Source organism: Streptomyces shaanxiensis, assembly GCF_039537145.1.
Classification (GTDB): domain Bacteria; phylum Actinomycetota; class Actinomycetes; order Streptomycetales; family Streptomycetaceae; genus Streptomyces; species Streptomyces shaanxiensis.
The window spans coordinates 400,860-426,942 of record NZ_BAAAZY010000003.1; the positions used below are offsets into that span (position 1 = coordinate 400,860).

Annotated in this window: 21 protein-coding genes; 7 read left to right on the forward strand and 14 right to left on the reverse strand. The window is 70.7% G+C overall.

Annotation, left to right across the window (positions count from 1 at the left end; genetic code table 11):
* Positions 1 to 39: 39 nt before the first annotated feature.
* The 4 genes from ABD932_RS03920 to ABD932_RS03935 all read right to left on the reverse strand — a co-directional run bounded on the left by ABD932_RS03920 (position 40) and on the right by ABD932_RS03935 (position 6,961).
* On the reverse strand, positions 40 to 2,166 hold the full coding sequence (locus ABD932_RS03920; RefSeq protein ID WP_345008651.1) for a 3-hydroxyacyl-CoA dehydrogenase NAD-binding domain-containing protein: 2,127 nt from the start codon (positions 2,164 to 2,166) through the stop codon (positions 40 to 42).
* On the reverse strand, positions 2,163 to 3,389 hold the full coding sequence (locus ABD932_RS03925) for a thiolase family protein (RefSeq protein ID WP_345008652.1): 1,227 nt from the start codon (positions 3,387 to 3,389) through the stop codon (positions 2,163 to 2,165). Before ABD932_RS03925 ends, ABD932_RS03920 begins: the two co-directional genes overlap by 4 nt.
* A gap of 162 nt (positions 3,390 to 3,551) precedes the next feature.
* Positions 3,552 to 4,586 (reverse strand): LacI family DNA-binding transcriptional regulator, encoded by a 1,035-nt coding sequence (locus ABD932_RS03930; protein ID WP_345008653.1) that lies wholly within the window; start codon positions 4,584 to 4,586, stop codon positions 3,552 to 3,554.
* Complete coding sequence (locus ABD932_RS03935; protein ID WP_345008654.1) at positions 4,583 to 6,961, reverse strand: glycoside hydrolase family 2 protein; 2,379 nt, start codon at positions 6,959 to 6,961, stop codon at positions 4,583 to 4,585. Before ABD932_RS03935 ends, ABD932_RS03930 begins: the two co-directional genes overlap by 4 nt.
* 150 nt (positions 6,962 to 7,111) lie before the next feature.
* On the opposite strand from ABD932_RS03935, the gene ABD932_RS03940 reads away from it, so the two are divergent.
* From ABD932_RS03940 to ABD932_RS03950, 3 genes are read left to right on the forward strand one after another with little or no spacing between them, the layout of a single operon-like run.
* A complete protein-coding gene (locus ABD932_RS03940; protein WP_345008655.1) occupies positions 7,112 to 8,422 on the forward strand; it encodes an ABC transporter substrate-binding protein in 1,311 nt (436 codons plus the stop codon).
* On the forward strand, positions 8,422 to 9,378 hold the full coding sequence (locus ABD932_RS03945; protein ID WP_345008656.1) for a carbohydrate ABC transporter permease: 957 nt from the start codon (positions 8,422 to 8,424) through the stop codon (positions 9,376 to 9,378). Before ABD932_RS03940 ends, ABD932_RS03945 begins: the two co-directional genes overlap by 1 nt.
* Complete coding sequence (locus tag ABD932_RS03950; protein ID WP_345008657.1) at positions 9,375 to 10,205, forward strand: carbohydrate ABC transporter permease; 831 nt, start codon at positions 9,375 to 9,377, stop codon at positions 10,203 to 10,205. Before ABD932_RS03945 ends, ABD932_RS03950 begins: the two co-directional genes overlap by 4 nt.
* 14 nt (positions 10,206 to 10,219) lie before the next feature.
* On the opposite strand, the gene ABD932_RS03955 is transcribed toward ABD932_RS03950, so the two are convergent.
* The 3 genes from ABD932_RS03955 to ABD932_RS03965 all read right to left on the reverse strand — a co-directional run bounded on the left by ABD932_RS03955 (position 10,220) and on the right by ABD932_RS03965 (position 13,242).
* Complete coding sequence (locus tag ABD932_RS03955; protein WP_345008658.1) at positions 10,220 to 11,509, reverse strand: HRDC domain-containing protein; 1,290 nt, start codon at positions 11,507 to 11,509, stop codon at positions 10,220 to 10,222.
* 223 nt (positions 11,510 to 11,732) lie between these two features.
* Positions 11,733 to 12,395 carry a response regulator transcription factor gene (locus ABD932_RS03960; RefSeq protein WP_126395801.1) on the reverse strand — a complete coding sequence of 221 codons (663 nt, stop codon included), beginning with the start codon at positions 12,393 to 12,395 and terminating at the stop codon, positions 11,733 to 11,735.
* A gap of 211 nt (positions 12,396 to 12,606) precedes the next feature.
* Entirely contained in the window at positions 12,607 to 13,242 is a 636-nt protein-coding gene (locus ABD932_RS03965) for a DUF3000 domain-containing protein (RefSeq protein WP_250087372.1), read from the reverse strand.
* A 146-nt stretch (positions 13,243 to 13,388) separates the two neighbouring features.
* Between ABD932_RS03965 and hemE the strand changes: the two genes are divergently transcribed.
* Entirely contained in the window at positions 13,389 to 14,444 is a 1,056-nt protein-coding gene (gene hemE / locus ABD932_RS03970; protein WP_345008659.1) for a uroporphyrinogen decarboxylase, read from the forward strand.
* 15 nt (positions 14,445 to 14,459) lie between these two features.
* Here hemE and ABD932_RS03975 read toward each other — a convergent pair whose 3' ends face one another.
* The gene (locus ABD932_RS03975) at positions 14,460 to 15,284 is read right to left on the reverse strand and encodes a rhomboid family intramembrane serine protease (protein WP_345008660.1); all 825 of its coding nucleotides are present in this window, start codon (positions 15,282 to 15,284) and stop codon (positions 14,460 to 14,462) included.
* A gap of 125 nt (positions 15,285 to 15,409) precedes the next feature.
* On the opposite strand from ABD932_RS03975, the gene ABD932_RS03980 reads away from it, so the two are divergent.
* A complete protein-coding gene (locus tag ABD932_RS03980) occupies positions 15,410 to 15,742 on the forward strand; it encodes a hypothetical protein (protein ID WP_345008661.1) in 333 nt (110 codons plus the stop codon).
* Between the two features lie 116 nt (positions 15,743 to 15,858).
* Here ABD932_RS03980 and ABD932_RS03985 read toward each other — a convergent pair whose 3' ends face one another.
* The gene (locus tag ABD932_RS03985) at positions 15,859 to 17,268 is read right to left on the reverse strand and encodes an FAD-dependent oxidoreductase (protein ID WP_345008662.1); all 1,410 of its coding nucleotides are present in this window, start codon (positions 17,266 to 17,268) and stop codon (positions 15,859 to 15,861) included.
* A 27-nt stretch (positions 17,269 to 17,295) separates the two neighbouring features.
* The gene (locus tag ABD932_RS03990; protein WP_345008663.1) at positions 17,296 to 18,297 is read right to left on the reverse strand and encodes a DUF4349 domain-containing protein; all 1,002 of its coding nucleotides are present in this window, start codon (positions 18,295 to 18,297) and stop codon (positions 17,296 to 17,298) included.
* A gap of 187 nt (positions 18,298 to 18,484) precedes the next feature.
* Between ABD932_RS03990 and hemG the strand changes: the two genes are divergently transcribed.
* Both hemG and hemQ read left to right on the forward strand, forming a co-directional pair.
* Positions 18,485 to 19,966: a protoporphyrinogen oxidase gene (gene hemG, locus ABD932_RS03995; protein WP_345008664.1), complete on the forward strand. Its 1,482-nt coding sequence runs from the start codon at positions 18,485 to 18,487 to the stop codon at positions 19,964 to 19,966.
* Positions 19,967 to 19,971: 5 nt separating this feature from the next.
* Positions 19,972 to 20,703 carry a hydrogen peroxide-dependent heme synthase gene (hemQ, locus tag ABD932_RS04000; protein WP_345008665.1) on the forward strand — a complete coding sequence of 244 codons (732 nt, stop codon included), beginning with the start codon at positions 19,972 to 19,974 and terminating at the stop codon, positions 20,701 to 20,703.
* On the opposite strand, the gene ABD932_RS04005 is transcribed toward hemQ, so the two are convergent.
* The 4 genes from ABD932_RS04005 to ABD932_RS04020 form a co-directional block, all read right to left on the reverse strand.
* Complete coding sequence (locus ABD932_RS04005; protein ID WP_345008666.1) at positions 20,704 to 22,374, reverse strand: alpha/beta hydrolase; 1,671 nt, start codon at positions 22,372 to 22,374, stop codon at positions 20,704 to 20,706. It abuts the gene before it with no gap.
* Positions 22,375 to 22,540: 166 nt separating this feature from the next.
* Positions 22,541 to 23,347 carry a TIGR04222 domain-containing membrane protein gene (locus ABD932_RS04010; RefSeq protein WP_345008667.1) on the reverse strand — a complete coding sequence of 269 codons (807 nt, stop codon included), beginning with the start codon at positions 23,345 to 23,347 and terminating at the stop codon, positions 22,541 to 22,543.
* Positions 23,348 to 23,450: 103 nt separating this feature from the next.
* Positions 23,451 to 24,239: a DUF4142 domain-containing protein gene (locus ABD932_RS04015; RefSeq protein ID WP_345008668.1), complete on the reverse strand. Its 789-nt coding sequence runs from the start codon at positions 24,237 to 24,239 to the stop codon at positions 23,451 to 23,453.
* A gap of 284 nt (positions 24,240 to 24,523) precedes the next feature.
* On the reverse strand, positions 24,524 to 25,900 hold the full coding sequence (locus tag ABD932_RS04020; protein WP_345008669.1) for an MbnB/TglH/ChrH family RiPP precursor modification enzyme: 1,377 nt from the start codon (positions 25,898 to 25,900) through the stop codon (positions 24,524 to 24,526).
* Positions 25,901 to 26,083 lie beyond the last annotated feature (183 nt).

The following is a 26,083-nucleotide window of genomic DNA, read 5'->3' on the forward strand; positions in this document are numbered from 1 at the left end:
CAACTGGCATGCGGGGCACCGGCGTTCACAGCGGAGCGCTTACGCGGGGACGCTCGCCACGCCCGGCGCCAGGAACTTCTTGCCGTTCACGCGCTCGGAGACACCCTCGCGGTCCAGGTACGGCGTGATGCCGCCCAGGTGGAAGGGCCAGCCGGCGCCCGTGATCAGGCAGAGGTCGATGTCCTGGGCCTCGGCGACGACGCCCTCGTCGAGCATGAGGCCGATCTCCTGGGCCACCGCGTCCAGGACGCGGTCGCGGACCTGCTCCTCGGTGAGGACGGAGTCGCCCTGCTGCAGGAGCGCGGCGACCTCGGGGTCCAGCTCCGGCTTGCCGGAGTCGTAGACGTAGAAGCCGCGCTTGCCCGCCTTGACGACGGCCGCGAGGTTCGGGGAGACCGTGAAGCGGTCCGGGAAGGCCCGGTTGAGGGTCTCCGAGACGTGCAGACCGATCGCGGGACCGACCAGCTCCAGGAGCACCAGCGGGGACATCGGCAGACCGAGCGGCTCGACGGCCTTCTCGGCGACCTCGACCGGCGTGCCCTCGTCGATGACGTTCTGGATCTCGCCCATGAAGCGGGTGAGGATGCGGTTCACGACGAACGCCGGGGCGTCCTTGGTGAGGACCGCGGTCTTCTTCAGCTTCTTGGCGACGGCGAAGGCCGTGGCCAGCGAGGCGTCGTCCGTCTTCTCGCCGCGGACGATCTCCAGCAGCGGGAGGACCGCGACCGGGTTGAAGAAGTGGAAGCCGACGACCCGCTCGGGGTTCTTCAGCTTCGACGCCATCTCCGAGACGGAGAGGGAGGAGGTGTTCGTCGCGAAGATGGCGTGCGCCGGGGCGACCGCCTCGACCTCCGCGAACACCTGCTGCTTGACGCCGATCTCCTCGAAGACGGCCTCGATGATGAAGTCGGCGTCCGCGAAGCCCTCGGCCTTGTCCAGGACACCGCTCACCAGCGCCTTGAGGCGGTTGGCCTTGTCCTGGTTGATACGGCCCTTGCCGAGCAGCTTCTCGATCTCGGCGTGGACGTAGCCCACACCCTTGTCGACGCGCTCCTGGTCGATGTCGGTCAGCACGACCGGCACCTCCAGGCGGCGCAGGAAGAGCAGCGCGAGCTGGGAGGCCATCAGACCGGCGCCGACGACACCGACCTTGGTGACCGGGCGGGCCAGGTTCTTGTCCGGCGCACCGGCCGGGCGCTTGCCGCGCTTCTGCACCAGGTTGAAGGCGTAGATGCCGGCACGCAGTTCGCCACCCATGATCAGGTCGGCGAGGGCCTTGTCCTCGGCGTCGTAGCCCTGCTGCAGGTCGCCGTTCTTGGCGGCGGCGATGATGTCGAGGGCGCGGTAGGCGGCCGGAGCGGCGCCGTGCACCTTGCTGTCCGCGATGAAGCGGCCCTTGGCGACGGCCTGGTCCCAGGCCTCACCGCGGTCGATCACCGGACGCTCGACCTCGACGTCGCCCTTCAGCACCTGGGCGGTCCAGATCAGCGACTGCTCCAGGAAGTCGGCGCCCTCGAAGATGGCGTCGGCGATGCCCAGGTCGAAGACCTGCTGGCCCTTGAGCTGCTTGTTCTGGTTGAGGCTGTTCTCGATGATCACCGAGACGGCCTTGTCGGCGCCGATCAGGTTCGGCAGGATCGTGCAGCCGCCCCAGCCGGGGACCAGGCCGAGGAAGACCTCGGGAAGCGAGAAGGCCGGGAGCGCCTTCGAGACGGTGCGGTACTTGCAGTGCAGACCGACCTCGACGCCACCGCCCATCGCGGCACCGTTGTAGTACGCGAAGGTCGGCACGGCCAGGCCCGCGAGGCGCTTGAAGACCTCGTGGCCGCCCTTGCCGATGGCCAGCGCGTCCTTGTGCTCCTTCAGCAGCTCGACGCCCTTGAGGTCGGCGCCGACCGCGAAGATGAACGGCTTGCCGGTGATGCCGACACCGACGATGTCACCGGCGGCGGCCTCGGCCTCGACCTGGTCGATGGCGGTGTCGAGGTTCGCCAGCGACTGCGGACCGAAGGTGGTCGGCTTGGTGTGGTCGAAGCCGTTGTCCAGCGTGATGAGCGCGAAGCGCCCGGCGCCGAACGGCAGGTCGAGGTGGCGTACGTGCGCGGACGTCACGACCTCGTCGGGGAACAGCTCGGCCGCTCCCTTGAGAAGCTCAGCGGTGCTCACTTGTCGCCTCCGGCGTCCTTGTGGTGCGGGTTCTCCCAGATCACCGTGGCGCCCATGCCGAAGCCGACGCACATGGTGGTGAGGCCGTAACGGACCTCCGGCTGCTCCTCGAACTGGCGGGCCAGCTGCGTCATGAGGCGGACGCCGGAGGAGGCCAGCGGGTGGCCGTACGCGATGGCGCCGCCGTACTGGTTGACGCGGGCGTCGTCGTCGGCGATGCCGTAGTGCTCCAGGAAGGCGAGGACCTGGACCGCGAAGGCCTCGTTGATCTCGAAGAGGTTGATGTCCTCGATGGACAGGCCCGCCTTGGCGAGGGCCTTCTCCGTGGCCGGGATCGGGCCGTAGCCCATGACCTCCGGCTCGACGCCCGCGAAGGCGTAGGAGACGAGGCGCATCTTGACCGGCAGGTTGTTCTCGCGGGCGAAGTCCTCGCTCGCGATGATCGACGCGGTGGCGCCGTCGTTCAGACCGGCCGCGTTACCGGCGGTGACCCGGCCGTGGACGCGGAACGGGGTCTTCAGGCCGGTCAGGTTCTCCAGCGTGGTGCCCGGGCGCATCGGCTCGTCGGCGGTGACCAGGCCCCAGCCCGTCTCGCCGGCCTCCGCGTTGGTGCGGCGCACCGAGATCGGCACCAGGTCCTGCTGGATCTTGCCGTTGGCGTACGCCTTGGCGGCCTTCTCCTGCGAGCGCACCGCGTACTCGTCGGCGCGCAGCTTGGTGATCGTCGGGTAGCGGTCGTGCAGGTTCTCGGCGGTCATGCCCATGAACAGCGCCGACTCGTCGACCAGCTTCTCGCTGACGAACCGCGGGTTCGGGTCCACGCCCTCGCCCATCGGGTGGCGGCCCATGTGCTCGACACCACCGGCGATGACGGCGTCGTAGGCGCCGAAGGCGATCGAACCGGCGACGGACGTCACGGCGGTCAGGGCGCCGGCGCACATGCGGTCGATGGAGTAGCCGGGGACCGACTGGGGGAGACCGGCGAGGATGCCGGCCGTGCGGCCGAGGGTCAGGCCCTGGTCACCGATCTGCGTGGTCGCGGCGATGGCGACCTCGTCGATCTTCTTGGGGTCGAGACCGGGGTTGCGGCGCAGCAGCTCCCGGATCGCCTTCACGACAAGGTCGTCGGCGCGGGTCTCGTGGTAGATGCCCTTCGGGCCCGCCTTGCCGAACGGGGTGCGGACGCCGTCTACGAAGACGACGTCCCTGACGGTACGAGGCACGATGGCTCTCCTCCAGGGTGCGGGATGGCACTACTGCTGCGCGGCACGCTGAGCGCGCGCTCAGGTGCCCATGCTACTTACGGGTAACGTAGCTGCACAGTCCTGGGGGCGGGAGCGGCGAAGGTCACACCCCGGGGTTCACTCCGGGGTTCGCTTCGGCGTTCACCTCGGGGGTGCCGTCGACCCCCTCGGAGTCAGCACGGGAGTGGGTACGGGGTGCGATCCCGGCCCGTCCCCCGTGATCACCCCGAACAGGGTCCGCGCCACATCCGCCCCGAATCCATGCACGTCATGGCTCATCGCCGACAGCGTCGGATGCGTCAGCCGGCACAGCTGCGAGTCGTCCCACGCCAGCAGCGAGACATCTCCCGGCACCGACAGCCCCATCTCGGCCGCCACCGACAACCCCGCCACCGCCATGATGTCGTTGTCGTACACGATCGCCGTCGGCCGGTCCGGCGGCGACGCCGTCAGCAGGGACCTCGTCGCCCGGGCGCCCGCGTCGCCCGAGAAGTCGGTCGCGACCTGCCAGGCCCCCGCCAGCTGAAGAGCCCGGGCCGCCTCGTCGAAGGCAGCCGTACGGATCGAGGTGTGCCCGAGCGCCGCCGCACCCCCCACCCGCGCGATCCGCCGGTGCCCCAGCGCGGCCAGATAGCGCACCGCCTCCCGCACGGCCGTCGCGTCGTCGGTCCACACCGACGTCAGCCCACCCGTCAGCGACGGGTGCCCGACCGCCACCACCGGCATCGCGAGCCGCTCGACCGCCGCCACCCGGGGATCGTCCGGCCTGAGGTCGACCAGGATCGCCCCTCCGATCTGCCGCCCCCGCCACCAGGCGTCCTGCAACCCCACCTCCTCCTCCACGTTCCGCACGAGCCGCAGCAGAAGCGAGCAGGAGTGTTCGGCCAGGACGCTCTCCACCCCCGAGACGAACTCCATGTAGAAGGGTTCGAGTCCGAGCAGCCGGGCCGGCCGGCAGATCGCAAGCCCCACCACGTCCACCCGCGATCCGGCCAGCGTCCGCGCCGTGAGGTTCGGCGCCCAGCCCAGCTCCCGGGCGGCCCGGAAGATCCGGTCCCGGGTGGCCTCCGACAGCCCCGGCTTGTGGTTGAAGGCGAGGGACACGGCGCCCTTGGACACGCCGGCGCGGGCGGCGACGTCCTTGATGGTGACGCGAGGACTCGGCAGGGCGGTCATCGGGAGGGCTCCATGCAGTACAGGGCGGATCGTGCGGCCTCGGCGTCAGGAGTCTCCCAGCCGCGCACACCGATGGTCACCTCTTCGCCGGGCAGCAGCGTGACGAGCCCGCGGTCGGCACGGGCGTCCGGGTGCAGCCGGTCGGCCTGGAGCAGCAGATCCCGTACGAGGGTCCGGGCGGTCACCACGATCCCACCCGGCGCGAGCGCGACGTCGAACTCCGGCCGGGGATACGGGACTTCCCTGTCCGGTGCCGGAAAGTGCACGGCGCGCAGAGCGCCGGTGTCCGCCACGAGGAATTCCTTGGGGCCCGCAGGTTCCAGCTCCTTCGGTACGTCCACGCGAGCCACCGCCCGCCCCTGCGCGCCGAACCCCACATTCACCTCGCCGACCACGACCCCCTCGACGGACATCCGCCGCAACCGTACGGCCCCCGCCCACGCCTCCGCCGCCTGATTGACGACGGCCAACTCCAGCCCCCGCTCCCGCACTTGCAAGGTCAGCAACCGGTCCGCGTACAGCCGCCGCAGCTCGTGGTACAGCGGCTTCTCGCGCCCGTCCCCGTCGATCGCCGCCCAGGACGTCACCGGCCAGCAGTCGTTGAGCTGCCAGACGACGGTGCCCGCGCACACCGGCCATTGCGACCGCCAGTGCTCGATCCCGGCCGCGACGGCCCGCGCCTGGTTGACCTGCGTGAGGTAGTGCCAGCGGTCGAAGTCCCCCTCGAAGTCGGCGAAATGCCGTTCCAGTCCTCGCCGCAGCTTCCCGTTCCCGTCCTCGGCCTTCTGGTGGTGCAGCATGCCGGGGGAGTCCGCCGCAAGTTCCTCGCCCGGCAGCGCGCGCCGCAGCGTGGCGTACGCGGGCGGCGCCTGCCACCCGAACTCGGCCACGAAACGCGGCACGTTCGCGCGGTACTCGGCGTAGTCGTCCCGGTTCCACACCTCCCAGGAGTGGTGCGTGCCGTGCGCCGGATCGTTCGGATGCCACTCCCACGAGCCGGACCAGGGACTCCCCGCCGTGTACGGCCGCGTCGGATCCAACTCGGCCACCACCCGCGGCAGCAGGCCCAGGTAGTACCCCTCGCCCCAGGAGTCCCCGGCCAGCCGCGGCTCCCAGCCCCAGTCCCGGAACCCCCACAGGTTCTCGTTGTTGCCGTTCCACAGCACCAGCGAGGGATGCGGCATCAGCCGTACGACGTTCTCCCGGGCCTCGGCCTCCACCTCCCCGCGCAGCGGCTGCTCCTCGGGATAGGCCGCGCACGCGAACGGGAAGTCCTGCCACACCAGCAACCCCAGCTCGTCGCACGCGTCGTAGAAGTCCTCGCTCTCGTAGATCCCGCCACCCCAGATCCGTACGAGATCCACGCCCGCGTCGGCCGCCTGCCGCAGCCGCTCCCGGTACCGCTCACGAGTGACCCGGGACGGGAACACGTCGTCCGGGATCCAGTTCACGCCGCGCGCGAACAGCCGCAGGCCGTTCACGACGAAGGTGAACCCGGTGCCGTCGGCATCGGCCCGGCGGTCCAGCTCGACGGTCCGGAAGCCGATCCGCCGCCGCCACACGTCCAGCGCGTCGCCGCCGTGCAGGAGTGTCAACTCCACGTCGTAGAGGGGCTGTTCGCCGTATCCGCGCGGCCACCACAGCCGGGCGTCCGGGACCTCGATCCGTACGACCCCGTCCGTCCCGTCGATCTCCGCCCGCGCCCGCACCCCGCCGACCACGGCCTCCACGGTGAGCGGCGCCTCGACCCTGGTCCGTTCGACATCGACGGCCAACTCGACGTGCCCCGTGCCCTGTTCGACGGTCACCAGGGGGCGCACACGGGCGATCCGGGCCGTCGACCAGTGCTCCAGCCGCACCGGCCGCCAGATCCCCGCGGTCACCAGGGTCGGCCCCCAGTCCCAGCCGAAGGAGCAGGCCATCTTGCGGATGTACTGGTAGGGCTCGGCATAGGCGGCGGGCCGCTCGCCCAGCTTGCCACGCACGGCCTCCGCCTCGGCGTACGCGGAGGCGAAACGCACCGAGAGCCGTCCGCTCAGCCCGGTCACGTCGAAGCGGTACGAGCGGTGCATGTTCCTTACCCGGCCGAGCAGTTGACCGTCGAGCGAGATCTCGGCGACGGTGTCGAGCCCCTCGAAGACCAGGTCGGTCTGCTCATGGGCGGACGCGGCGTCCAGGTCGGTCTCGTACGTCCAGTCCCGCCGCCCGACCCACGCCACCTCGGTCTCGTTCCGCCCGAGAAAGGGGTCCGGGATCACCCCAGCCGCCAGCAGGTCGGTGTGCACACAGCCGGGCACGGAGGCCGGCAGCGCGGCTGTCGCGCCCTCGGGGTGTCGCACGATCCATCCGTCGGTGAGCGGTGTGGCCTGAAGCATGCGCGCTCCTAAACCGATTCATCCCAGAGCTGGGAACCAGTTCGGCATCGTTGGCGAGATACGGACTTTACCGGTTAAGAAAACGTTGTCAGAGTTCGGAACCAGCCAACCCGCCAGTGCTCATCCGTCCCGAGAACGTAGCTGATGCACATGAACCGCCGTACTGTCCTCGCCGTCGCCACGGGTGCCCTGCTGCTCTCGGCGTGCACCGGCACCGGAGGAAGCTCGAAGGGCGCGGAGGCCAAGGCGGCCGACGACCCGTCAAAGGTCAGCGGCACCATCACGGTTCTCACCCATCGGACCGACCTCGTGCAGGACGGGACGATGAAGAAGTACGCCGCCGAGTTCAACAGGACGTATCCCAAGGTGACGGTCGAGTTCGACGCCGTCACCGACTACGAGGGCGAAGTCAAGATCCGTATGAACACGGAGGACTACGGCGACGTCCTCATGATCCCCGCGGTGATCGAGAAGAAGGACTACCCCAGGTTCTTCGCCTCGCTGGGCACTCAGGCCGTGCGGAGCAAGAAGTACCGCTTCACCGACTACACCACCGTGGACGGCAAGGTCTACGGCCAGAGCCCGCTCGGCGCGGTCCCGGGCTTCATCTACAACAAGAGGGTCTGGCAGGAGGCCGGCATCACCGACTGGCCCACGACGCCGGCCGGGTTCCTCGACGACCTGAAGGCGATCAAGTCGAGGACCGACGCGATCCCGTACTACACCAACTTCAAGGACATGTGGCCGCTCACCCAGTGGACGCAGGTCAACGGCTCGGTCAGCTGCGACGAACAGGCCACCACGAAGCTTGCCGAGGGCGACCCGTGGGCGAAGGGCGCCGATGTGCGGACCGCCGACACGCTGCTGTACGACATCGTCCACGAGGGGCTCATCGAGAAGGACCCCACGACCACCAACTGGGAGGCGTCCAAGCCCCGGATCGCCAAGGGCGAGATCGCCACGATGTGGCTCGGCTCCTGGGCGGTCACCCAGATGCAGGGCGCGGCGAAGCAGGCCGGCGCCGACCCGGACGACATCGGCTTCATGCCCTTCCCGGCCCAGAAGAACGGCACGTTCTGCGCGGTGGCCCAGCCCGACTACAACCAGGCCGTCAACATCCACTCCGAGCACAAGGAGGCCGCCCGCGCCTGGATCGACTGGTTCACCGACAAGTCCGGCTACGCGGCGGACAACCTCGCGCTGTCCCCGCTCAAGACCGCCCCCTTGCCCGACGTCCTGAAGCCGTACGAGGAGGCGGGGGTCAGGATCCTCGACCTCGACGACACCAAGGGCGCCGAGGTGAAGTCCATCGACAACCAGTCCGAGATCGGCCTCTACAAGCCCGACTACCGCCAGGACCTCGTCGACCTCGCCCGCGGGGCCACCAAGGGCAGCCTGGACGACTTCCTGGACGACCTCGGCAGGAAGTGGACCGAGACCCAGAAGTCGCTGGGGTCCTGATGACGGACACGTCGCTCGAGAAGGCGGCCGCCAAGGCCTCCACGGGGGCTGTCGACGCCGCCCCCGAACCAGCCCCCGCCCCGCGCACGGCACGCCTGTGGCGCGGGGCCACCCCCTGGCTCTTCCTGCTCGCCCCGCTCGCCCTGCTGATCGTCTTCACCTACGCGCCGATCGCCAACATGGTCGCGTACAGCTTCACCGACTGGGACGGAGTGAGCCCCGAGCTGCACTACACGGGCGCCGAGAACTACGCCGAACTCTTCACCCGCTCCGACCTGTTCGAGGTCTTCTGGGTCAGCGGCTACTACCTCGCCGCATCCGTGATCCAGATCGTCGCCGCGCTCTACTTCGCCACGGTCCTCAGCTTCAACGTCCGCTTCCGGAACTTCTTCAAGGGCGTGCTGTTCTTCCCGTACCTGATCAACGGGGTGGCGATCGGCTTCGTCTTCCTCTACTTCTTCCAGGACGGCGGCACCCTCGACTCCGTGCTCGGCCTGTTCGGAGTGGAGACGGACCGAGCGTGGCTGGGCACCCCGGAATCGGCGAACACCTCCCTCGCCGCCGTGTCCGTCTGGCGCTACCTGGGCCTGAACTTCGTCCTCTTCCTGGGCGCGATCCAGTCGATCCCCGGGGAGCTGTACGAGGCGGCCGAACTGGACGGCGCGAACCGCTGGCAGCAGTTCCGCCTCATCATCGCGCCGGGCATCAAGCCGGTCCTGTCGTTGACCGTCATCCTCTCGATCTCGGGCTCGCTCTCGGTCTTCGAGATCCCGTACATCATGACCGGCGGGGCGACGGGCACCGAGACCTTCGTGATCCAGACCGTGAAGCTGGCCTTCCAGTTCAACAAGACCGGGCTCGCCTCGGCCGCCGCGGTCGTGCTGCTGCTGATCGTCCTGGCGGTGACCTGGGTGCAGCGGCGTCTCGTCCCCGACGACAAGGTGGACCTCGCATGACGCGCAGCGCAGTGGCCCGCACGCTGATGTACCTGTCCCTGATCGGCGCGACGGTCGTGGTCCTGCTCCCGCTCGCCGCCGTACTCCTGACGTCCCTCAAGTCCGAGCAGGAGATGGCGAACGGCAGCGGAGCCCTCGCCCTCCCCGACGACCTGCTCGACTTCCACAACTACGCGACGGCGTTCCAGGACGGCCGTATGCTCTCGGCCTTCGCCAACACGGCGGTCATCCTGCTCTTCGCCATCGGCGGCACGGTACTCATCGGCTCCATGACGGCCTACGCCATCGACCGCTTCACCTTCCGCTGCAAGAAACTGGTCGTGGCCCTGTTCCTGGTGGCCGCCCTGGTCCCCGGCGTGACGACCCAGGTGGCGACCTTCCAGATCGTCAACAGCTTCGGCATGTTCGACAGTCTGTGGGCGCCGATCGTCCTCTACATGGGCACGGACATCGTCTCGATCTACATCTTCCTGCAGTTCGTCCGCTCCATCCCGACCTCACTGGACGAGGCGGCCCGCCTGGACGGTGCCAATGCCTTCACGATCTACCGCAGGATCATCTTCCCCCTGCTGAAGCCGGCCGTCGCGACGGTGGTGATCGTCAAGGGCATCACCACCTACAACGACTTCTACATCCCGTTCCTCTACATGCCGTCGGAAGACCTTGGCGTGATCTCGACGTCCCTGTTCCGCTTCAAGGGCCCGTTCGGCGCCCACTGGGAAACGATCTCGGCAGGAGCGGTGCTGGTGATCCTGCCGACCTTGATCGTCTTCCTGCTGCTGCAGCGGTTCATCTACAACGGTTTCATGCGAGGTGCGACCCGGTGAGGTGCCTCGAGGTCCTACGTCGGCTCGGCGGACAGGGCAGCAACCAGAACCGGCGTGACCTGCTCGACCTGCCAGGCCCGAGCCCCGTAACCAGCCAACGCCTCGGCGACCGAGTCGGCGTCGACCACCTTCGGCGGCTCCCAGCAGACCCGCCGCACGGTGTCCGGGGTGATCAGGTTCTCCTGAGGCATGTTGAGCTGCTCGGCGAGCGCGGAAACAGCGGCCCGGGCCGCGGACAGCCGAGCCGCAGCAACCGGATCCTTGTCGGCCCACGCTCGCGGCGGCGGAGGCCCCGTCACCTGCTGCCCGGGCGCCGGCAACTGCGACTCCGGCAAGGCCTTCGCGCGGTCCACCGCGGCCTGCCACTGCTCCAGCTGTCGCCGTCCCATCCGATGCCCGAAACCGTTCAGCGCGGCAAGGGCATGCACATTGGCCGGCAAGGAGAGCGCGGCCTCCACGATGGCCGCGTCACTGAGCACCTTGCCCGGCGAGACATCCCGCTTCTGAGCGATCCGGTCCCGCGTCTGCCACAGCTCCCGCACCACGCCCAGCTGCCGACGCCGGCGCACCTTGTGCATCCCGGACGTCCGCCGCCAAGGATCCTTGCGCGGCTCGGCGGGCGGCGCGGCCGCGATCGCCTCGAACTCCTGTCGCGCCCACTCCAGCTTCCCCTGCCGGTCCAGCTCCTTCTCCAGCGCGTCGCGCAGGTCCACGAGCAGCTCGACGTCCAGCGCCGCGTACCGCAGCCACGGCTCGGGCAGCGGCCGGGTCGACCAGTCGACGGCCGAGTGGCCCTTCTCCAGGACGAACCCGAGCACGCCCTCGACCATCGCGCCGAGTCCCACTCTGGGGAACCCGGCGAGCCGCCCGGCCAGCTCGGTGTCGAACAGCAGGCTCGGCACCATGCCTATCTCGCGCAGACAGGGCAGATCCTGGGTGGCCGCGTGCAGCACCCACTCCACGCCGGACAGCGCCTCGCCGAGTCCCGACAGGTCGGGGCAGGCCACCGGGTCGATCAACGCGGACCCCGCGCCCGCGCGGCGCAGCTGCACCAGATAGGCGCGCTGGCCGTAGCGGTAGCCGGACGCGCGTTCGGCGTCGACGGCGACCGGGCCCGAGCCCGCGGAGAAGGAGGCGATCACCTCGGTGAGGGCGGCCTCGTCGGCGATCACGGGCGGAATGCCCTCGCGGGGCTCCAGCAACGGGATCGGCGCCTCCGTAACAGAAGATCCGCCGTCGTCCGGAGGGGCGCCTCCGGTGGTTCGCAGTGAACTGTCTGCTGCGGTCTCTTGGGCGTCGGTCACATGTCAAGGGTATCTGTGTATGGACAGCGCCCGCCGACGGAACGTTCCGTCGGCGGGCGCCTGAGGGTCGTAAACCAGTCAGGTAAGTGAAAGGTCCGGTTCACGACAGGTGAGGACGCGGGAGGGGATCAGCGGCCCGGCAGACAGCCGATCCCGTTCACGTCAGTGAATGATCAAGCGTTCACATGGGTGTGATGCGGCTCATGCGGTTTCGGTCGGGCCTTCAGTGGATGATGCCGGTTCGCAGGGCCACGGCGACCATGCCGGCGCGGTCGCCGGTGCCCAGCTTGCGGGCGATCCGGGCGAGGTGGCTCTTGACGGTCAGCGCGGACAGGCCCATCGAGACGCCGATCGCCTTGTTCGACTGGCCCTCCGCCACCAGCCGCAGCACCTCGACCTCACGACCGGAGAGCTCGCGGTAGCCGCCCGGGTGGCTCGGGGCACCCGGGTGGCGACGGTGCATACGGGCGGCGGCGGAGCCGATGGGAGCGGCACCGGGCCGGGTGGGGAGCCCGACGTTGGTGCGCGTGCCGGTGACCACGTAGCCCTTCACGCCACCGGCGAGGGCGTTGCGGACGGCGCCGATGTCGTCGGCGGCGGAGAGGGCGAGGCCGTTGGGCCAGCCCGCGGCGCGGGTCTCCGACAGGAGGGTGAGGCCGGAGCCGTCGGGCAGGTGGACGTCGGCGACACAGATGTCGCGGGGGTTGCCGATGCGGGGACGAGCCTCCGCGATGGACGAGGCCTCGATGACATCGCGCACACCGAGCGCCCAGAGGTGGCGGGTGACGGTGGAGCGGACGCGGGGATCGGCCACGACCACCATGGCGGTCGGCTTGTTCGGGCGGTAGGCGACCAGGCTTGCAGGCTGCTCGAGGAGAACGGACACCAGGCCTCCTGGGTGCGGGGACGACTTTCAAGGTCACAGTCGTCTTCGGCACTAAACCCATGGCCCTTTAGGGAAAGATCACGATTTAGTTAGTAACAATCGGGCAATTCAGACACGTGGTCGATCGTTCAGTGAGCACATCGCTTCGATCGAAGGCTGTTCCTGACCGAAAGTGGCCGTATCGACAAAGTGACGGTCAAGCCGGTGGCGGTCAGCGGGACTGTGGATCACGGCGCTGCGGCAGCGTCACCACCGACGCGTCGCCCGGCCCCGCCGGCGGCAGCCCCGCGACCTGGGCGAGCAGGTCGCACCAGGACGCCAGGTGGGCCGCGGTGTCCGGAACGCCGCCCAGGCCCTCACGCGGCGTCCAGGAGGCACGGATCTCGATCTGCGAGGCCGCCGGCCGCTCGGACAGCCCGCCGAAGTAGTGGGAGCTGGCGCGCGTGACGGTGCCGCTCGGTTCGCCGTACGACAGCCCGCGCGCCTGGAGCGCGCCGGTCAGCCAGGACCAGCAGACGTCGGGCAGCAGCGGATCGGCGGCCATCTCCGGCTCCAGCTCCGCGCGCACCAGGGTCACCAGCCGGAAGGCACCACGCCAGGCGTCGTGCCCCGCCGGGTCGTGCAGCAGCACCAGGCGGCCGTCGGCCAGGTCCTGGTCACCGTCGACGACGGCGGCCTCCAGCGCGTACGCGTACGGGGCCAGGCGCTGGGGCGCCTTGGTCTGCTCGACCTCGATCTGCGGGCGCAGACGCGCGGCGCGCAGAGCCTCGACAGCGGCCCGGAAAGCCGGTGGAGCCGTATTGTGCGAATGCCGGTCCCCCTCCCCGGCCTCCTTCGCGTCATCCATTCCGCCAGTGCCGTCCGACAGTCTTCCCTGAGCCGCAGCCATGCCGGGAAGATTAAAGGGAACGGGAGCTTCGTGCAGGGAGGGACACCCGGACAACACGGCGACCCCCGAGCCGGGCCCGGTGCGGCCGTGCGAGACTTGCCCCCGTGAGTGCCAACCAGACGCCGCCGTCAGCCACGTACGAGTCCGCCTTCCTCAAGGCGTGCAGGCGCGAACCCGTGCCGCACACGCCCGTGTGGTTCATGCGGCAGGCCGGGCGCTCCCTGCCGGAGTACCGCAAGGTGCGCGAGGGCATCCCGATGCTCGAGTCCTGCATGCGGCCCGAACTGGTCACCGAGATCACCCTGCAGCCCGTGCGCCGGCACAACGTGGACGCGGCGATCTACTTCAGCGACATCGTCGTCCCGCTCAAGGCCATCGGCATCGACCTCGACATCAGGCCCGGCGTCGGCCCGGTCGTCGAGAAGCCGATCCGCACCCGCGCCGACCTGGCCCAACTGCGCGACCTGACCCCCGAGGACGTCTCGTACGTCACCGAGGCGATCGGCCTGCTCACCGCCGAGCTCGGCTCGACCCCGCTCATCGGTTTCGCCGGCGCGCCTTTCACCCTTGCGAGCTACCTCGTCGAGGGCGGCCCGTCCCGCACGTACGAGAACGCCAAGGCGATGATGTACGGCGACCCCGAGCTCTGGGCCGACCTGCTCGACCGCCTCGCGGACATCACGGCCGCCTTCCTGAAGGTGCAGATCGAGGCGGGCGCGAGCGCGATCCAGCTGTTCGACTCGTGGGCCGGCGCGCTCTCCCCGGCCGACTACACGAACTCGGTGATGCCGCACTCCGCCAAGGTCTTCGCCGCGGTCGCCGGATACGGCGTCCCCCGCATCCACTTCGGCGTCGGCACCGGTGAACTGCTGAAGCTGCTGGGCGAGGCCGGCGCGGACGTCGTCGGCGTCGACTGGCGCGTCCCGCTCGACGAGGCCGCCCGCCGGGTCGGCCCCGGCAAGGCGCTCCAGGGCAACCTCGACCCGACCGTCCTGTTCGCCGGCACGGAGGCCGTCGAGGCGAAGACCCGAGAGGTCCTCGACACCGCCGCGAACCTCGAAGGCCATGTCTTCAACCTCGGCCACGGCGTCATGCCGTCCACCGACCCGGACGCGCTGACCCGGCTCGTGGAGTACGTCCACACGCAGACCGCCCGCTAGGCCGTTCTCCGGGGCTCACCAGGAGTGCCGGGGCCGTGCTTTCCTGCCGAACAGCAGACCGCGCGGTTCCGGCGGCGGGGGCGTGCCCGCCTTGAGCGGCCAGGCCAGCAGCATGCCCGCCAGGAAACCCACGATGTGCGCCGCGTACGCCACGGTGCCCGCGTCCGTGACGCCCTCGCCGGACGAGTACGCCGCCTGCAGCCCGAACCAGAACCCGAGCACCAGCCAGGCCGGCAACCGCAGCGGCAGGAAGATCAGGAACGGGACCAGGACCCAGACCCTGGCCTTCGGATACAGCACGAGATAGGCGCCCAGCACGCCCGCGATCGCCCCGGACGCGCCGATCAGCGGGTCGGCGGAGTCGTCGTTGAGGAGCGCGAAGCCGTACGACGCCGCGTAGCCGCAGACGACGTAGAAGAGGAAGTACCGCACATGGCCCATGCGGTCCTCGATGTTGTTGCCGAAGATCAGCAGGAAGAGCATGTTGCCGAGCAGGTGCAGCCAACTGCCGTGCAGGAACATCGCGGTGAAGACCGACAGCACCGGGGACTTGTCGTAGTCCGGCGCACCGATCACACAGCCGGGGCCCTGCGCGCCGACCGCGACGTCGCCCGTGGGGACCGCCCTGGGCAACTGGTCGTGGATCAACTCCCGCGGCACCGCCGCGTAGTGGTCCAGGAACGCGTGCAGATGGCACAGCTGGGCCAGGCTGCTCTCACCGGCCACCGAGCCGGCTATGCCGGGCATGGACAGGAAGACGAGGACGTTCGCGGCGATCAGCGCGTAGGTCACCCAAGGGGTGCGGCGGACCGGGTTCACGTCATGGACGGGGATGACCACGACAGGTATCTGCCCGGGATGCGTGCGGCAAATCGGTGAACGTGGCCGCGGCCGCGTGCGTATGTGTCGGCAACCGCCCGCGGCACGGGGAAGGCGGGTCGCGGGGACTACGTGAGGAACAGGCGATGAACGACCGAGTTACTCCTCCGATTCACGCGTTGCCCGACGGGGAGGCCGAGATCGCCCTGGTGGTACGGCTGCCCTGGGAAGACGTCGCGCGGCTGGGCCAGGAGGCGGGGCGTCTTGCGACGCAGATGCAGCGGCCGGTGACGTTGGACGAGGCCGTCAGCCATCGGCTGCGGTCGGCTCGGCCTGCTGCGGCGCATGCGAAGCCGGCGGGGGAGCAGCCCGCTGCCGCTATGCCGCCGAGTGTGAGTGCCTCTGTGTCTTCGTTGCCTTCGCGGCCGCCGGCCGAGCAGGCTCGGCAGGCCATCGAGAGGATCAACGGAAGCGCATGACGCCGTAGGGGTGCGGTGGTTCGGCGGGCGCGGGTTCGTTGTGGCAGGTCGCGCCCACGCGGCGGAGCCGCATATCGATACAGCCCCGCGCCCCTAGGGGGTTACCCGCGCCGCCCTTACGAGGTTGCGGCATTCACTGCTTTCGATGCCTTGCGAGCTGCCACCAGAACCGGGTCCCACACCGGTGAGAACGGGGGCGCGTAACCCAGGTCCAAGGACACCATCTGCTCCACCGTCATCCCGGCCGTCAACGCCACCGCCGCGACGTCGACCCGCTTGCCCGCGCCCTCCCGGCCGACGATCTGGACGCCCAGCAGTCGGCCCGTGCGGCGTTCCGCGAGCATCTTGACCGTCATCAGTGCCGAGTCGGGGTAGTAGCCCGCGCGGCTCGTGGACTCGATCGTCGCCGTCACGTACTGCAGGCCCGCCCTGCGCGCGTCCTTCTCGCGCAGGCCCGTGCGGGCGATCTCCAGGTCGCAGACCTTGCTGACGGCCGTGCCGACCACGCCGGGGAACGTGGCGTAGCCGCCCGCCGCGTTCGTGCCGATGACCTGGCCGTGTTTGTTGGCGTGGGTGCCGAGCGCGATGTGGCGTTCGCGGCCGGAGACCAGGTCGAGGACCTCCACGCAGTCGCCGCCGGCCCAGATGTTCTCGTGGCCGCGTACGCGCATGGCCAGGTCGGTCAGCAGGCCGTCGTGGTCGCCGACGGGGAGGCCGGCGTCCCGGGCCAGGGTGGTTTCCGGACGGACTCCGATGCCGAGGACGACCACGTCGGCCGGGTACTCGGCGTCCTCCGTGGCCACCGCGCGGACCCTGCCGTCGTCACCCGTGAGGATCTTGGTGACCTCGGCGTCGTTGACCATCGTGATGCCCAGGCCCTCCATGGCCTCGTCAACCAGTCGGCCCATGTCCGCATCGAGCGTGGACATGGGCTCGCTGCCGCGGTTGACGACCGTCACCTCGTAGCCGCGGTTGATGAGCGCCTCGGCCATCTCGACGCCGATGTAGCCGGCGCCGACCACCACCGCGCGCCGCCCAGGCGTGCGTGTCAGCGTGTCGATGAGGGCCTGGCCGTCGTCCAGGGTCTGCACTCCGTGGACACCGGGGGCGTCGGCGCCCGGCATGTCGGGGCGGATCGGGCGGGCGCCGGTCGCGATCACGAGTTTGTCGTACGACGTCCAGGACTCGGCACCGGAGTCGACGTCACGCGCGCGTACCCGGCCGCCGGCCACGTCGATCTCCGTGACCTCCGTCCGCATGCGCAGGTCGATGTCCCGCGCGCGGTGCTCCTCGGGCGTACGGGCGATCAGCCGGTCGCGGTCGGGGACGTCGCCGCCCACCCAGTACGGGATGCCGCAGGCCGAGAAGGAGGTGAAGTGGCCGCGTTCGAACGCCACGATCTCCAGCTCCTCGGCGCCCTTCAGGCGCCGTGCCTGCGACGCCGCGGACATCCCCGCGGCGTCGCCGCCGATCACGACCAGTCGCTCTCGCGTACCCGACACATCCCTCGCAGCGCTCATGCTCATGCGAACACGCTACGAGCGCCGGGCATTTCAGTCCTGCCCGCCACCCTGCTCGCGGCCGCCCTCGTCCCCCGCGCGCGTGGGCCGCGGTGCCGGGTGTGCGGTCGGCAGCGGGCCCATCGCGGTCGTCGCGGGCGCGGTGGCCGGGCGACCGGGCAGACGGGGCCGCAGGACCTTCAGCCACAGCAGCACGATCAGCGCCGCCACCGCCGCGAAGGGCAGCACCGCGCCGAACGCCACCGCGATCCAGCGCAGCATCGTCACGAACGCCCCCCAGCCGCCCGCGAGCGCGTCCAGGAAGCCGGGGTCGTCGTCCTTCGCGACCTTCTTCACCGGCGTCTCCGACAGGGTCAGGGTGATCGTCGCCAGACTGGTGCGGTCCTTCAGGGACGCCTGCTGGGCGAGCAACGACTCCAGGTCGGCCTGACGGGTGCTCAGCTCGCCCTCCAGCGTGACCACGTCGCTGAGCTTGGTCGCCTGGTCCATCAGCTCACGGATCCGGGCGACGCTGGCGCGCTGCGACTTGAGACGGCTCTCCACGTCCACGACCTGGTCGGTGACGTCCTGCGCCTTGGCGCTGCGCTCGACCAGCTTGCCCGCGCCCTCCAGTTCGGTGAGCACGTCGGCGTACCTGTCGACGGGCACGCGCAGGACGACGCGGGTGCGCTCGTGGCCCTCCTCGTCGCGTGTGGTGGTCTCGTTGCCGACGTAGCCACCCGCGTTCTCGGTGGTGGCACGGGCCTCGTCCAGGGCCTTCGGCACGTCCTTGACCTGCACGGTCAGCGAGGCCGTACGGATGATGTGGCTCGGGGCGACCTTGGCCGGCGCGGCCTTCCCGCCGCCGAAGCCGCTGTCCGGGGCGCCCTGCCCCGCACTCGCCTGTGGCTCCGCCGCCTGGGCGGCCTCGTCCCCGGCGGCCTTGCTGTCGCCGGCCGAGTCGTTCGCGCCGCTGCATCCGGTGAGCGCGAGCGCGGCGGCCAGCGCGAGGCCGGCCAGGGCCTGGACGGGTCGTACGGAACGTCGTGTGCGCATGTGGCTGTACCCCCGAGGGTCGTCGTCGCGACTGATGCTCCTTCGACGCCGGGGGCAGGCAGAACGTTGGAGGGAAACGGTCCCGATGCGGTCACGGTCGGGACTCGGAGCGGGCACACGGGATGGCGCGCAGCGTGAGCGGTACGGCCCCGGCGGCGCTGTCAGTGGCGTTTGAGAGAGTGGGATCATGCGCGAGCACAGCGAGGACACACGCACCGCGGACGGCCCTGCGGGGCACGGCCATGTCGTCGTCATCGGCGGCGGGATCGCCGGGCTGGCGGCCGCCCACCGGCTGCTGGCCGACGGCAGACGCGTGACCGTCCTGGAGGCCTCGGAGCGGGTCGGCGGCAAGCTGCTGCCCGGGGAGATCGCGGGCGCGCGGGTGGACTTCGGCGCCGAGTCGATGCTGGCCCGCCGCCCCGAGGCCGTCGCCCTCGCCCGCGTGGTGGGCCTCGACGAGCGCCTCCAGCCGCCCGCCACCGCGACCGCTTCGATCTGGACCCGCGGTGCCCTGCGCCCCATGCCCAAGGGGCATGTCATGGGCGTCCCCGGCACCGCCGCCGCCCTCTCCGGCGTCCTGTCCGACGAGGGCCTGGCCCGCATCGAGCGCGACGCCGACCTGCCCCGCACGGAGGTCGGCGACGACATGGCGGTGGGTGAGTACGTCGCGGCGCGCCTCGGCCGCGAGGTCGTCGACCGCCTGGTCGAGCCCCTGCTGGGCGGCGTCTACGCGGGGGACGCGTACCGCATCTCGATGCGCTCGGCGGTCCCGCAGCTCTTCCAGGCCGCGCAGACCCACGACTCGATCACCGAGGCCGTCCGAGAGATCCAGGCCAGGCTCGCGGCCAACCAGCAGACCGGGCCGGTGTTCATGGGCATCGAGGGCGGGGTGGGCTCTCTCCCGCTCGCCGTCGCGGAGTCGGTCCGCGCGCGGGGCGGCGAGATCGTCACCGGGGCCCCGGTGACGGAGCTGCGCCGCGAGGCGCCCGCCGGGTGGCGCGTCGTCGCCGGCGACCGGGTGCTGCACGCCGACGCGGTCGTCGTCGCCGTACCCGCCCCGGCCGCCGCCGGCCTGCTGCGCGCCGAGGCCCCCGAGGCCGCCGCCGAGCTCGACGGCATCGAGTACGCCTCGATGGCCCTGGTCACCCTCGCCTACCGGCGCATCGGCACCGACCTCCCCGCGGGCAGCGGCTTCCTGGTGCCGCCGGTCGACGGGCGCACCATCAAGGCGTCGACGTTCGCCTCCCAGAAGTGGGGCTGGATCGCCGACGAGAACCCGGACGTCGTCGTCCTGCGCACCTCCGTGGGGCGCTACGGCGAGACGGAGATCCTGGAACGGGACGACGCCCAGCTGGTGGACGTCTCCCGGCACGACCTCAGGGCCGCGACCGGCCTCGACGCCACGCCCCTCGAAACCCGTGTCACCCGCTGGACCGACGGCCTGCCCCAGTACCCCGTCGGCCACCACGCGCGCGTGGCCCGCATCCGCGAGCACGTCGCCAAGCTGCCCGGCCTCGCGGTGTGCGGCGCGCAGTACGACGGCGTGGGCATCCCGGCGTGCATCGCGAGCGCGTACGCCGCGGTGGACCAGATCCACGGCGATCTGAGCGCTGTGCAGGAGCTCACCGCCAACCCGGTGCAGAGTCTGCACGGCGGAGCGGGAGAATAGGGGACATGAGTGACGACGCCTCCACCACCGAGTCCGGCAGGATCCCGAACAAGGGCAAGCTGGCCAAGGACCTCAACGAGGTCATCCGCTACACCCTCTGGTCCGTCTTCAAGCTGAAGGACGTGCTCCCCGAGGACCGCGCGGGCTACGCCGACGAGGTCCAGGAGCTGTTCGACCAGCTCGCCGCCAAGGACGTGACGGTCCGCGGCACGTACGACGTGTCCGGGCTGCGCGCCGACGCCGATCTCATGATCTGGTGGCACGCCGAGACCAGCGACCAGCTGCAGGAGGCGTACAACCTCTTCCGCCGCACCAAGCTGGGCCGCGCCCTGGAGCCGGTCTGGTCGAACATGGCGCTGCACCGCCCCGCCGAGTTCAACCGCTCGCACATCCCGGCGTTCCTCGCCGACGAGACGCCGCGCAACTACGTCAGCGTGTACCCCTTCGTGCGCTCCTACGACTGGTACCTGCTGCCCGACGAGGACCGCCGCCGCATGCTCGCCGACCACGGCAAGATGGCCCGCGGCTTCCCGGACGTCCGCGCCAACACGGTCGCCTCGTTCTCGCTGGGCGACTACGAGTGGCTCCTGGCCTTCGAGGCCGACGAGCTCTACCGCATCGTCGACCTCATGCGCCACCTGCGGGCCTCCGAGGCCCGGATGCACGTCCGCGAAGAGGTGCCGTTCTACACCGGGCGCCGCAAGTCCGTGGCCGAGCTGGTCGCCGGGCTCGCCTGATCAGTGCGGGAGCCGGGCGGCGGTGGCCTGAGGACGGCCGCCCGGCTTCGTCTCGGTCTGCTTGGTCAGCTTCTTCGCCCTGCGGTCCTCCGGGCGCTCCGGCTTGGGCTCAGGGTGCCCCTCGCACGCCGCCCGCCGCTCCGGGAGACGCCCCGACAGCAGATACGCGTCGATGTAGCCGTTGACGCAGGCGTTCGGGCCGTACGCGATGCCGTGCGTGCCCGAGTCCCGTTCGGTCACCAGGACCGAGCCCGACAGCCGCCGCTGCATCTCCAGCGCCCCCTCGTACGGCGTGGCGGCATCCCGCTCGGCCGCCAGGATCAGCACCGGCGGCACCTCACCCGGCCCGGTCCGCACATCGAGGGGCTTCTGCCGGGGCATCTGCCAGTAGGCGCACGGCAGGTTCATCCACGCGTTGTCCCAGGTCTCGAACGGCGCCACGCGCGCGAGCCGGGTGTTGTCCCGGTCCCAGACCGCCCAGTCCGTCGGCCAGGGCGCGTCGTTGCACTCCACGGCGGTGTAGACCGCGTTCGTGTTCTCCTCCTCGGCCGCCGACTCCGTCGCCGGCGCGGCCAGCTCGATCAGCGGCTTCGGGTCGCCCTTCAGATACGCCGACAGCACCTGCGCCCGCGCGGGCCAGTAGTCGTCGTAGTACCCGACCTGCAGGAACGCCTCCTGCAACTGCCCGGTCCCGACCTTCCCGCCGGCCGGCTCCACGGCCAGCCGCGCCCGCACCTTCTCGTAGGTGCGCAACACCTCGTCGGGGGTGGCGCCGAGGCCGTACACGGCGTGGTGCTTGGCGACCCACTGCCGGAAGTCCGCCCACCGCCCCTCGAACGCGGCCGACTGCAGGAGGTTGCTGCGGTACCAGATCTGCCCCGGGTCCGGGTTCACCGCCGAGTCGAACACCATCCGCCGTACGTGTGAGGGGAACAGGGTCGCGTACAGCGCGCCGAAGTAGGTGCCGTACGACGCGCCCATGAACGTCAGCCTGTCCTCGCCCAGCGCGGCGCGCAGGACGTCCAGGTCACGGGCGTTGTTGAGGGAGTTGTAGTGCTGCAGCGCGCTGCCGGTGCGCTCGGCACAGCCGCGCGCGTAGGCCTTCGCCTGCGCGATGCGCTCCCGCTTGTAGGGCTCGGAAGGGTACGTCGGCAGGTGCGTGGCGCCCTTGAAGAACTGCTTGGGGTTCTCGCAGGAGATCGGCGCGGACGGTCCCACCCCGCGCGGGGCGTAGCCGACCAGGTCGTACGCCCCCGCCAGCCGCTTCCACGCGGGCAGGACACCGATCAGCGGGAAGTGCAGGCTGGACGCGCCCGGCCCGCCCGGGTTGTAGACCAGGGCGCCCTGTCGCGGGACCCTGCGCTTGCTGTTGTTCGGGTCCTTGTGCGTGGCCCGCATCCGGCTGACGGTGAGTCGGATCTGCTTGCCGTGGGGATTCGCGTAGTCGAGCGGGACGGACACCGTGCCGCACTTCACGTCGTCCGGCAGCTCCAGCTTCTTGGGGCAGGCGCCGAAGGCGATGCCGGCCGCCGCGGCGCGCGCGGCGGCCACCGCCGTGCCGTCCCGCACGTCCGCACGCGGGGCCGCGGCCGTGGTGCTGCCGGCCGGGGCGGTGGAGAGGGCGGTCAGGAGCAGGGCTCCGGCAACCGAGTAGAGGGCTGGAGCTCTCATCGCGTATCCCTTCAGTGCACGGCAGCAACAAAAGGGATATTTCGTTCGTCTGTTGATGAAGGCAAGCACCGCCTGCCGGTGTCGGCGTCAATGCCCCCGATGCGTCATCGACTGCCGGTGCCGTCGTCATCGACCGCCGATGCCGTCGTCATCGACTGCCGTGCCGTCAGCCGCGCCGGTGGAACGCTTCTTGGTGCGGCTCGCGGTGCGCGAAGGCCGCGCGCAGGTCCGGCTCGCCGATCGCCCGTACGCCCCGGACCGCGACGGAGGTGAGATACGTACGGTCGTCCCCGCCCCCCGAGCGCCGGACCAGGGTGCTGAGCAGCCGCTGTCCGGCCGGGGAGGCCCACTGCGCGTACGGGTGGATCTCCATCCGGGCGATGGCGAGGCAGCTCAGCGTGACCACGAAGGGGAGCGCGAACCAGAGGGCGACCAGATGCGCCGGCATGTCCGACGGGGCCGGCGCCAGCAGGGCGACCGCCCCCAGCGCCAGGACGAACAGCGCGGCGAGCCGCACCTGCCGGATCGCGGACGCGACGCCGCCGCGCGCCCCGTCGGGCACGGCGAGCCCCGCGCTGACCAGCCGGTCACCCAGGCTGCCCACCGCGTCGGCGGCGGCCGCCGCGTCCCGCACCGGCTCGATCCGGGACTGGCCCTCCGGCCCGATGGCCCCTATGACCGAGCGCTCCATCTCGTCCCGGCCGCGCGGATCGACCACCGTCGCCCAGCCGGTGTGCGCGAGCAGCAGCCGCCGCTGCCGCGCCATGGAGACGAGCGTCAGGTCGGCGACCCGCCGGGGGCCGCCGGACAGGAACGCGGCCTCGTACAGCGTCAGATCGTGTCCTCGGCCTGCCGTCGCGCCTTTCGTGTCTTTCGCGTCCATGGCCGCGGCGTGTACGGCTGCCAGGCACAGCCGTGTACACGCCGTGCCCGCGACGGCCCAGGCCAGCAGCAAGAGAACCACCCAGAACATGCCGCGTTTCTATGCCAATGGCTCGGCGGAACGCCATGCCTTGTTCACAATCCGGACGGAGAGTTGCCGGTATGTGACGTTCCGGATCGGCGAGTCCGGGACCTCAGGAGCCCTCGGTGTCCTCCGGGCGCGGGCTGGTGGCCGCCGGTGGCAGTGTGTACGTCGGTGACGGGGGCGGGGTCACCGGGACGGCCGGAGCGGGGTCGAGGGTCGGGCCGGGCGGAGCCGGGGCGGGGGTGAGCGGAGGGGTGCTGCCCGCGACCATGTCCTGGGCCAGGGCGTCGAAGTCGACGTAGCCGGTGGCCTCCAGGACCGTGATGTGGTCCAGCACGGTGGAGTTGGCGTCGTCGGCGAGTTCGCGGACGAGGGAGTTGCGCGTACTGGCCCGCACCTGGGCGACGACGGAGAACACCTTGCCGTGCGCCAGCCGCAGGATGTTGGCGAACTGCCGGTCGTACTCGACGCCTTGGGCCGAGTCCAGGGTCGCCAGCCACTCCTGCTGCTGTTCGGTGGGCTCGTTGGGCAGTTGGAGGCTGAGCTTGGCGGCGACGTCGCGCACCCGCTCGTCCAGGAACGTGTGCCCTTCGATGAGGTGCTCGCCGGCCGTCCGTACGGCCGGAGTCGTGCCCTTCTGCCGGGCCTGCTGACCGGCGGGCAACTCCCACAGCCCGGCCAGCCGGACCTTGGTGATGAAGTCGCGGTCGAGGGCGGACAGCGGCCCGTAGCCGGTCGAGACGGTATCGGCGTTCAGCACGTCGAAACCGGTCCCGGACCGGTCGGCGTACGACCAGATCGGGAAGATCATCGCCAGCAGCGTCGCCGTCAGCCCCGTGATGATGAGCCCGGTGCCGCTGAAGATGCCTCGGCCTTTGATGGGTGGTCGCGGTCGCATGGTGCCTCCTGTTGCGGCACCGCACGTTAGTGCGCTTCGAGGGTTGGGTTGGCATATTACTTCGGGGTACTCCGGGTGCTACGCCAACTGCCGTACAGGAGTGAATGGTTGTAAACGGGGGTCGATGCGGGCGAATAGGGGAGTGGGCGTGGGTGCCGTCCCGGGGCAAAGCCGGGCGAAGCGGTCGCTTCGACCGTGCTGAGTCACCGTGGTGTTAATCCACGCACACTCGCAGGGCGACGGCGTCCGGTCGGGGAGGGGCGGAAGGCGTACGCGCAGTGCGCTCAGCGCCGCAGCAGTACCCGGCGCGTGGCCCGCGCCAGCCGTACCCCCGGTCGCCGCGACCGCGGCCTCGGCCCCGACCGCTCCAGCCACCACTCCCGCAACTCCGCCCGCACCCGCGCGTCTTCGAGCCGTCCCTCGGCCAGCAGATACCCGGCGAAGTCCAGCGCGTCACGCCGATAGCCGTCGGTCATCGGGTGCCCGTGCGTGTAGGCGAGGAACGACCGCCGGTACCCGCTCCCCAGGATCACCGGCAACTCCGGCGCGACCTTCGCCACGACGTCCGCCCGCTTCCCGGCGAGCGCCCGCGCCTGCACCCCCAGCCGCACCCGGTCGAACCCCTCGGGCACCGGTGTCCCGGCGACGAGGGCGGACAGCAGGGCGGCCTGTGCGAGGGCCAGTCGCTGCCGGGCGGGGTCGGTGACGGCACCGGTTTGCGCGGCGCCTTCCTTGAGTGACGCCTCCGGTTCCTTGAGCGCCGCCTCCGGTGAGGTTCCCTGGGCGGAGGTCCTTTCGGCGGAGGGTGCTTCCTCCGCAGCGGCGGCCCGTTCCCCGGCCCCCTTCTCCAACGCCCCCCGAATCGCCCCCAACTCCCGCTCCAGCTCAGCCGGTTCGGGGAAGTTCTCGTCGCGCTCCAGCAGGACCCCCGGCGGGGAGACCCGGGACGCGAGGTCGGTCAGGACGTCCAGGACCGGCTGGGGGACCGGGTGCGCGTGGCTGTCGTGCCAGACGCCGTCGCGTTCGAAGCCGCCCGCGACATGGACGTACGCGATGGCCTCCAGCGGCAGCTCGGCGAGCGCCTTGGCCGGGTCCTCGCCCCGGTTGACGTGGTTGGTGTGCAGGTTGGCGACGTCGATGAGCAGCCGTACGCCGGTACGGTCGGCGAGTTCGTACAGGAACTGTCCCTCGGTCATCTCCTCGCCCGGCCAGGAGATGAGCGCGGCGATGTTCTCCACGGCGAGCGGCACGGGCAGCGCGTCCTGGGCGATGCGGATGTTCTCGCACAGCACGTCGAGGGCGTCCCGGGTGCGCGGTACGGGAAGCAGGTGTCCCGCCTCCAGCCGCGGGGACGCGGTCAGCGGGCCCCCGGCCCGTACGAACGCGATGTGCTCGGTGACCAGCGGCGACCCCAGCGCCTGAACGCGCTCGGCGAGCGCGGCCAGCCGCCCGGCGTCGGGCCGCTCCGCGCCGCCCAGGCCGAGCGAGACGCCGTGCGGGATCACGGTCACGCCACGTTCCCGCAGCCGTACCAGCGACTCGGGAAGATGCCCCGGACAGACGTTCTCGGCGACGGTCTCGACCCAGTCGATGCCCGGCATGCGCTCCACCGCGTCCGCGATCTCCGGACGCCACCCGATCCCCGTGCCCAGTCGCTCCATCGTCCCCTCCTCGGCCTCTTCCGTACCCGCTGTCCCGTCTCTCGGACGTGCCGGACGTGACGGGGGTATGGCCCCGCAGGATCGGCCCGAACCCCGGGGCGGACACCTTCAGAGCAACATTTGAGGTTTGCAGGGTCGTACGCGCAGCACACCGGGGATGTTCAAACCGAGCGCCATCGCTGT

Excerpts from the sequence above, each read along its gene's own strand:
- hemG (WP_345008664.1), top strand. The coding sequence starts at position 18,485 with ATGCGCGAGCACAGCGAGGACACACGCACCGCGGACGGCCCTGCGGGG.
- ABD932_RS04015 (WP_345008668.1), bottom strand. The coding sequence starts at position 24,239 with ATGCGACCGCGACCACCCATCAAAGGCCGAGGCATCTTCAGCGGCACC.
- ABD932_RS03940 (WP_345008655.1), top strand. The coding sequence starts at position 7,112 with ATGAACCGCCGTACTGTCCTCGCCGTCGCCACGGGTGCCCTGCTGCTC.
- ABD932_RS03945 (WP_345008656.1), top strand. The coding sequence starts at position 8,422 with ATGACGGACACGTCGCTCGAGAAGGCGGCCGCCAAGGCCTCCACGGGG.
- ABD932_RS03985 (WP_345008662.1), bottom strand. The coding sequence starts at position 17,268 with ATGAGCATGAGCGCTGCGAGGGATGTGTCGGGTACGCGAGAGCGACTG.
- ABD932_RS04005 (WP_345008666.1), bottom strand. The coding sequence starts at position 22,374 with ATGAGAGCTCCAGCCCTCTACTCGGTTGCCGGAGCCCTGCTCCTGACC.
- ABD932_RS03950 (WP_345008657.1), top strand. The coding sequence starts at position 9,375 with ATGACGCGCAGCGCAGTGGCCCGCACGCTGATGTACCTGTCCCTGATC.
- ABD932_RS03930 (WP_345008653.1), bottom strand. The coding sequence starts at position 4,586 with ATGACCGCCCTGCCGAGTCCTCGCGTCACCATCAAGGACGTCGCCGCC.
- hemQ (WP_345008665.1), top strand. The coding sequence starts at position 19,972 with ATGAGTGACGACGCCTCCACCACCGAGTCCGGCAGGATCCCGAACAAG.
- ABD932_RS03935 (WP_345008654.1), bottom strand. The coding sequence starts at position 6,961 with ATGCTTCAGGCCACACCGCTCACCGACGGATGGATCGTGCGACACCCC.
- ABD932_RS04020 (WP_345008669.1), bottom strand. The coding sequence starts at position 25,900 with ATGGAGCGACTGGGCACGGGGATCGGGTGGCGTCCGGAGATCGCGGAC.
- ABD932_RS03990 (WP_345008663.1), bottom strand. The coding sequence starts at position 18,297 with ATGCGCACACGACGTTCCGTACGACCCGTCCAGGCCCTGGCCGGCCTC.
- ABD932_RS03965 (WP_250087372.1), bottom strand. The coding sequence starts at position 13,242 with ATGGATGACGCGAAGGAGGCCGGGGAGGGGGACCGGCATTCGCACAAT.
- ABD932_RS03980 (WP_345008661.1), top strand. The coding sequence starts at position 15,410 with ATGAACGACCGAGTTACTCCTCCGATTCACGCGTTGCCCGACGGGGAG.
- ABD932_RS04010 (WP_345008667.1), bottom strand. The coding sequence starts at position 23,347 with ATGTTCTGGGTGGTTCTCTTGCTGCTGGCCTGGGCCGTCGCGGGCACG.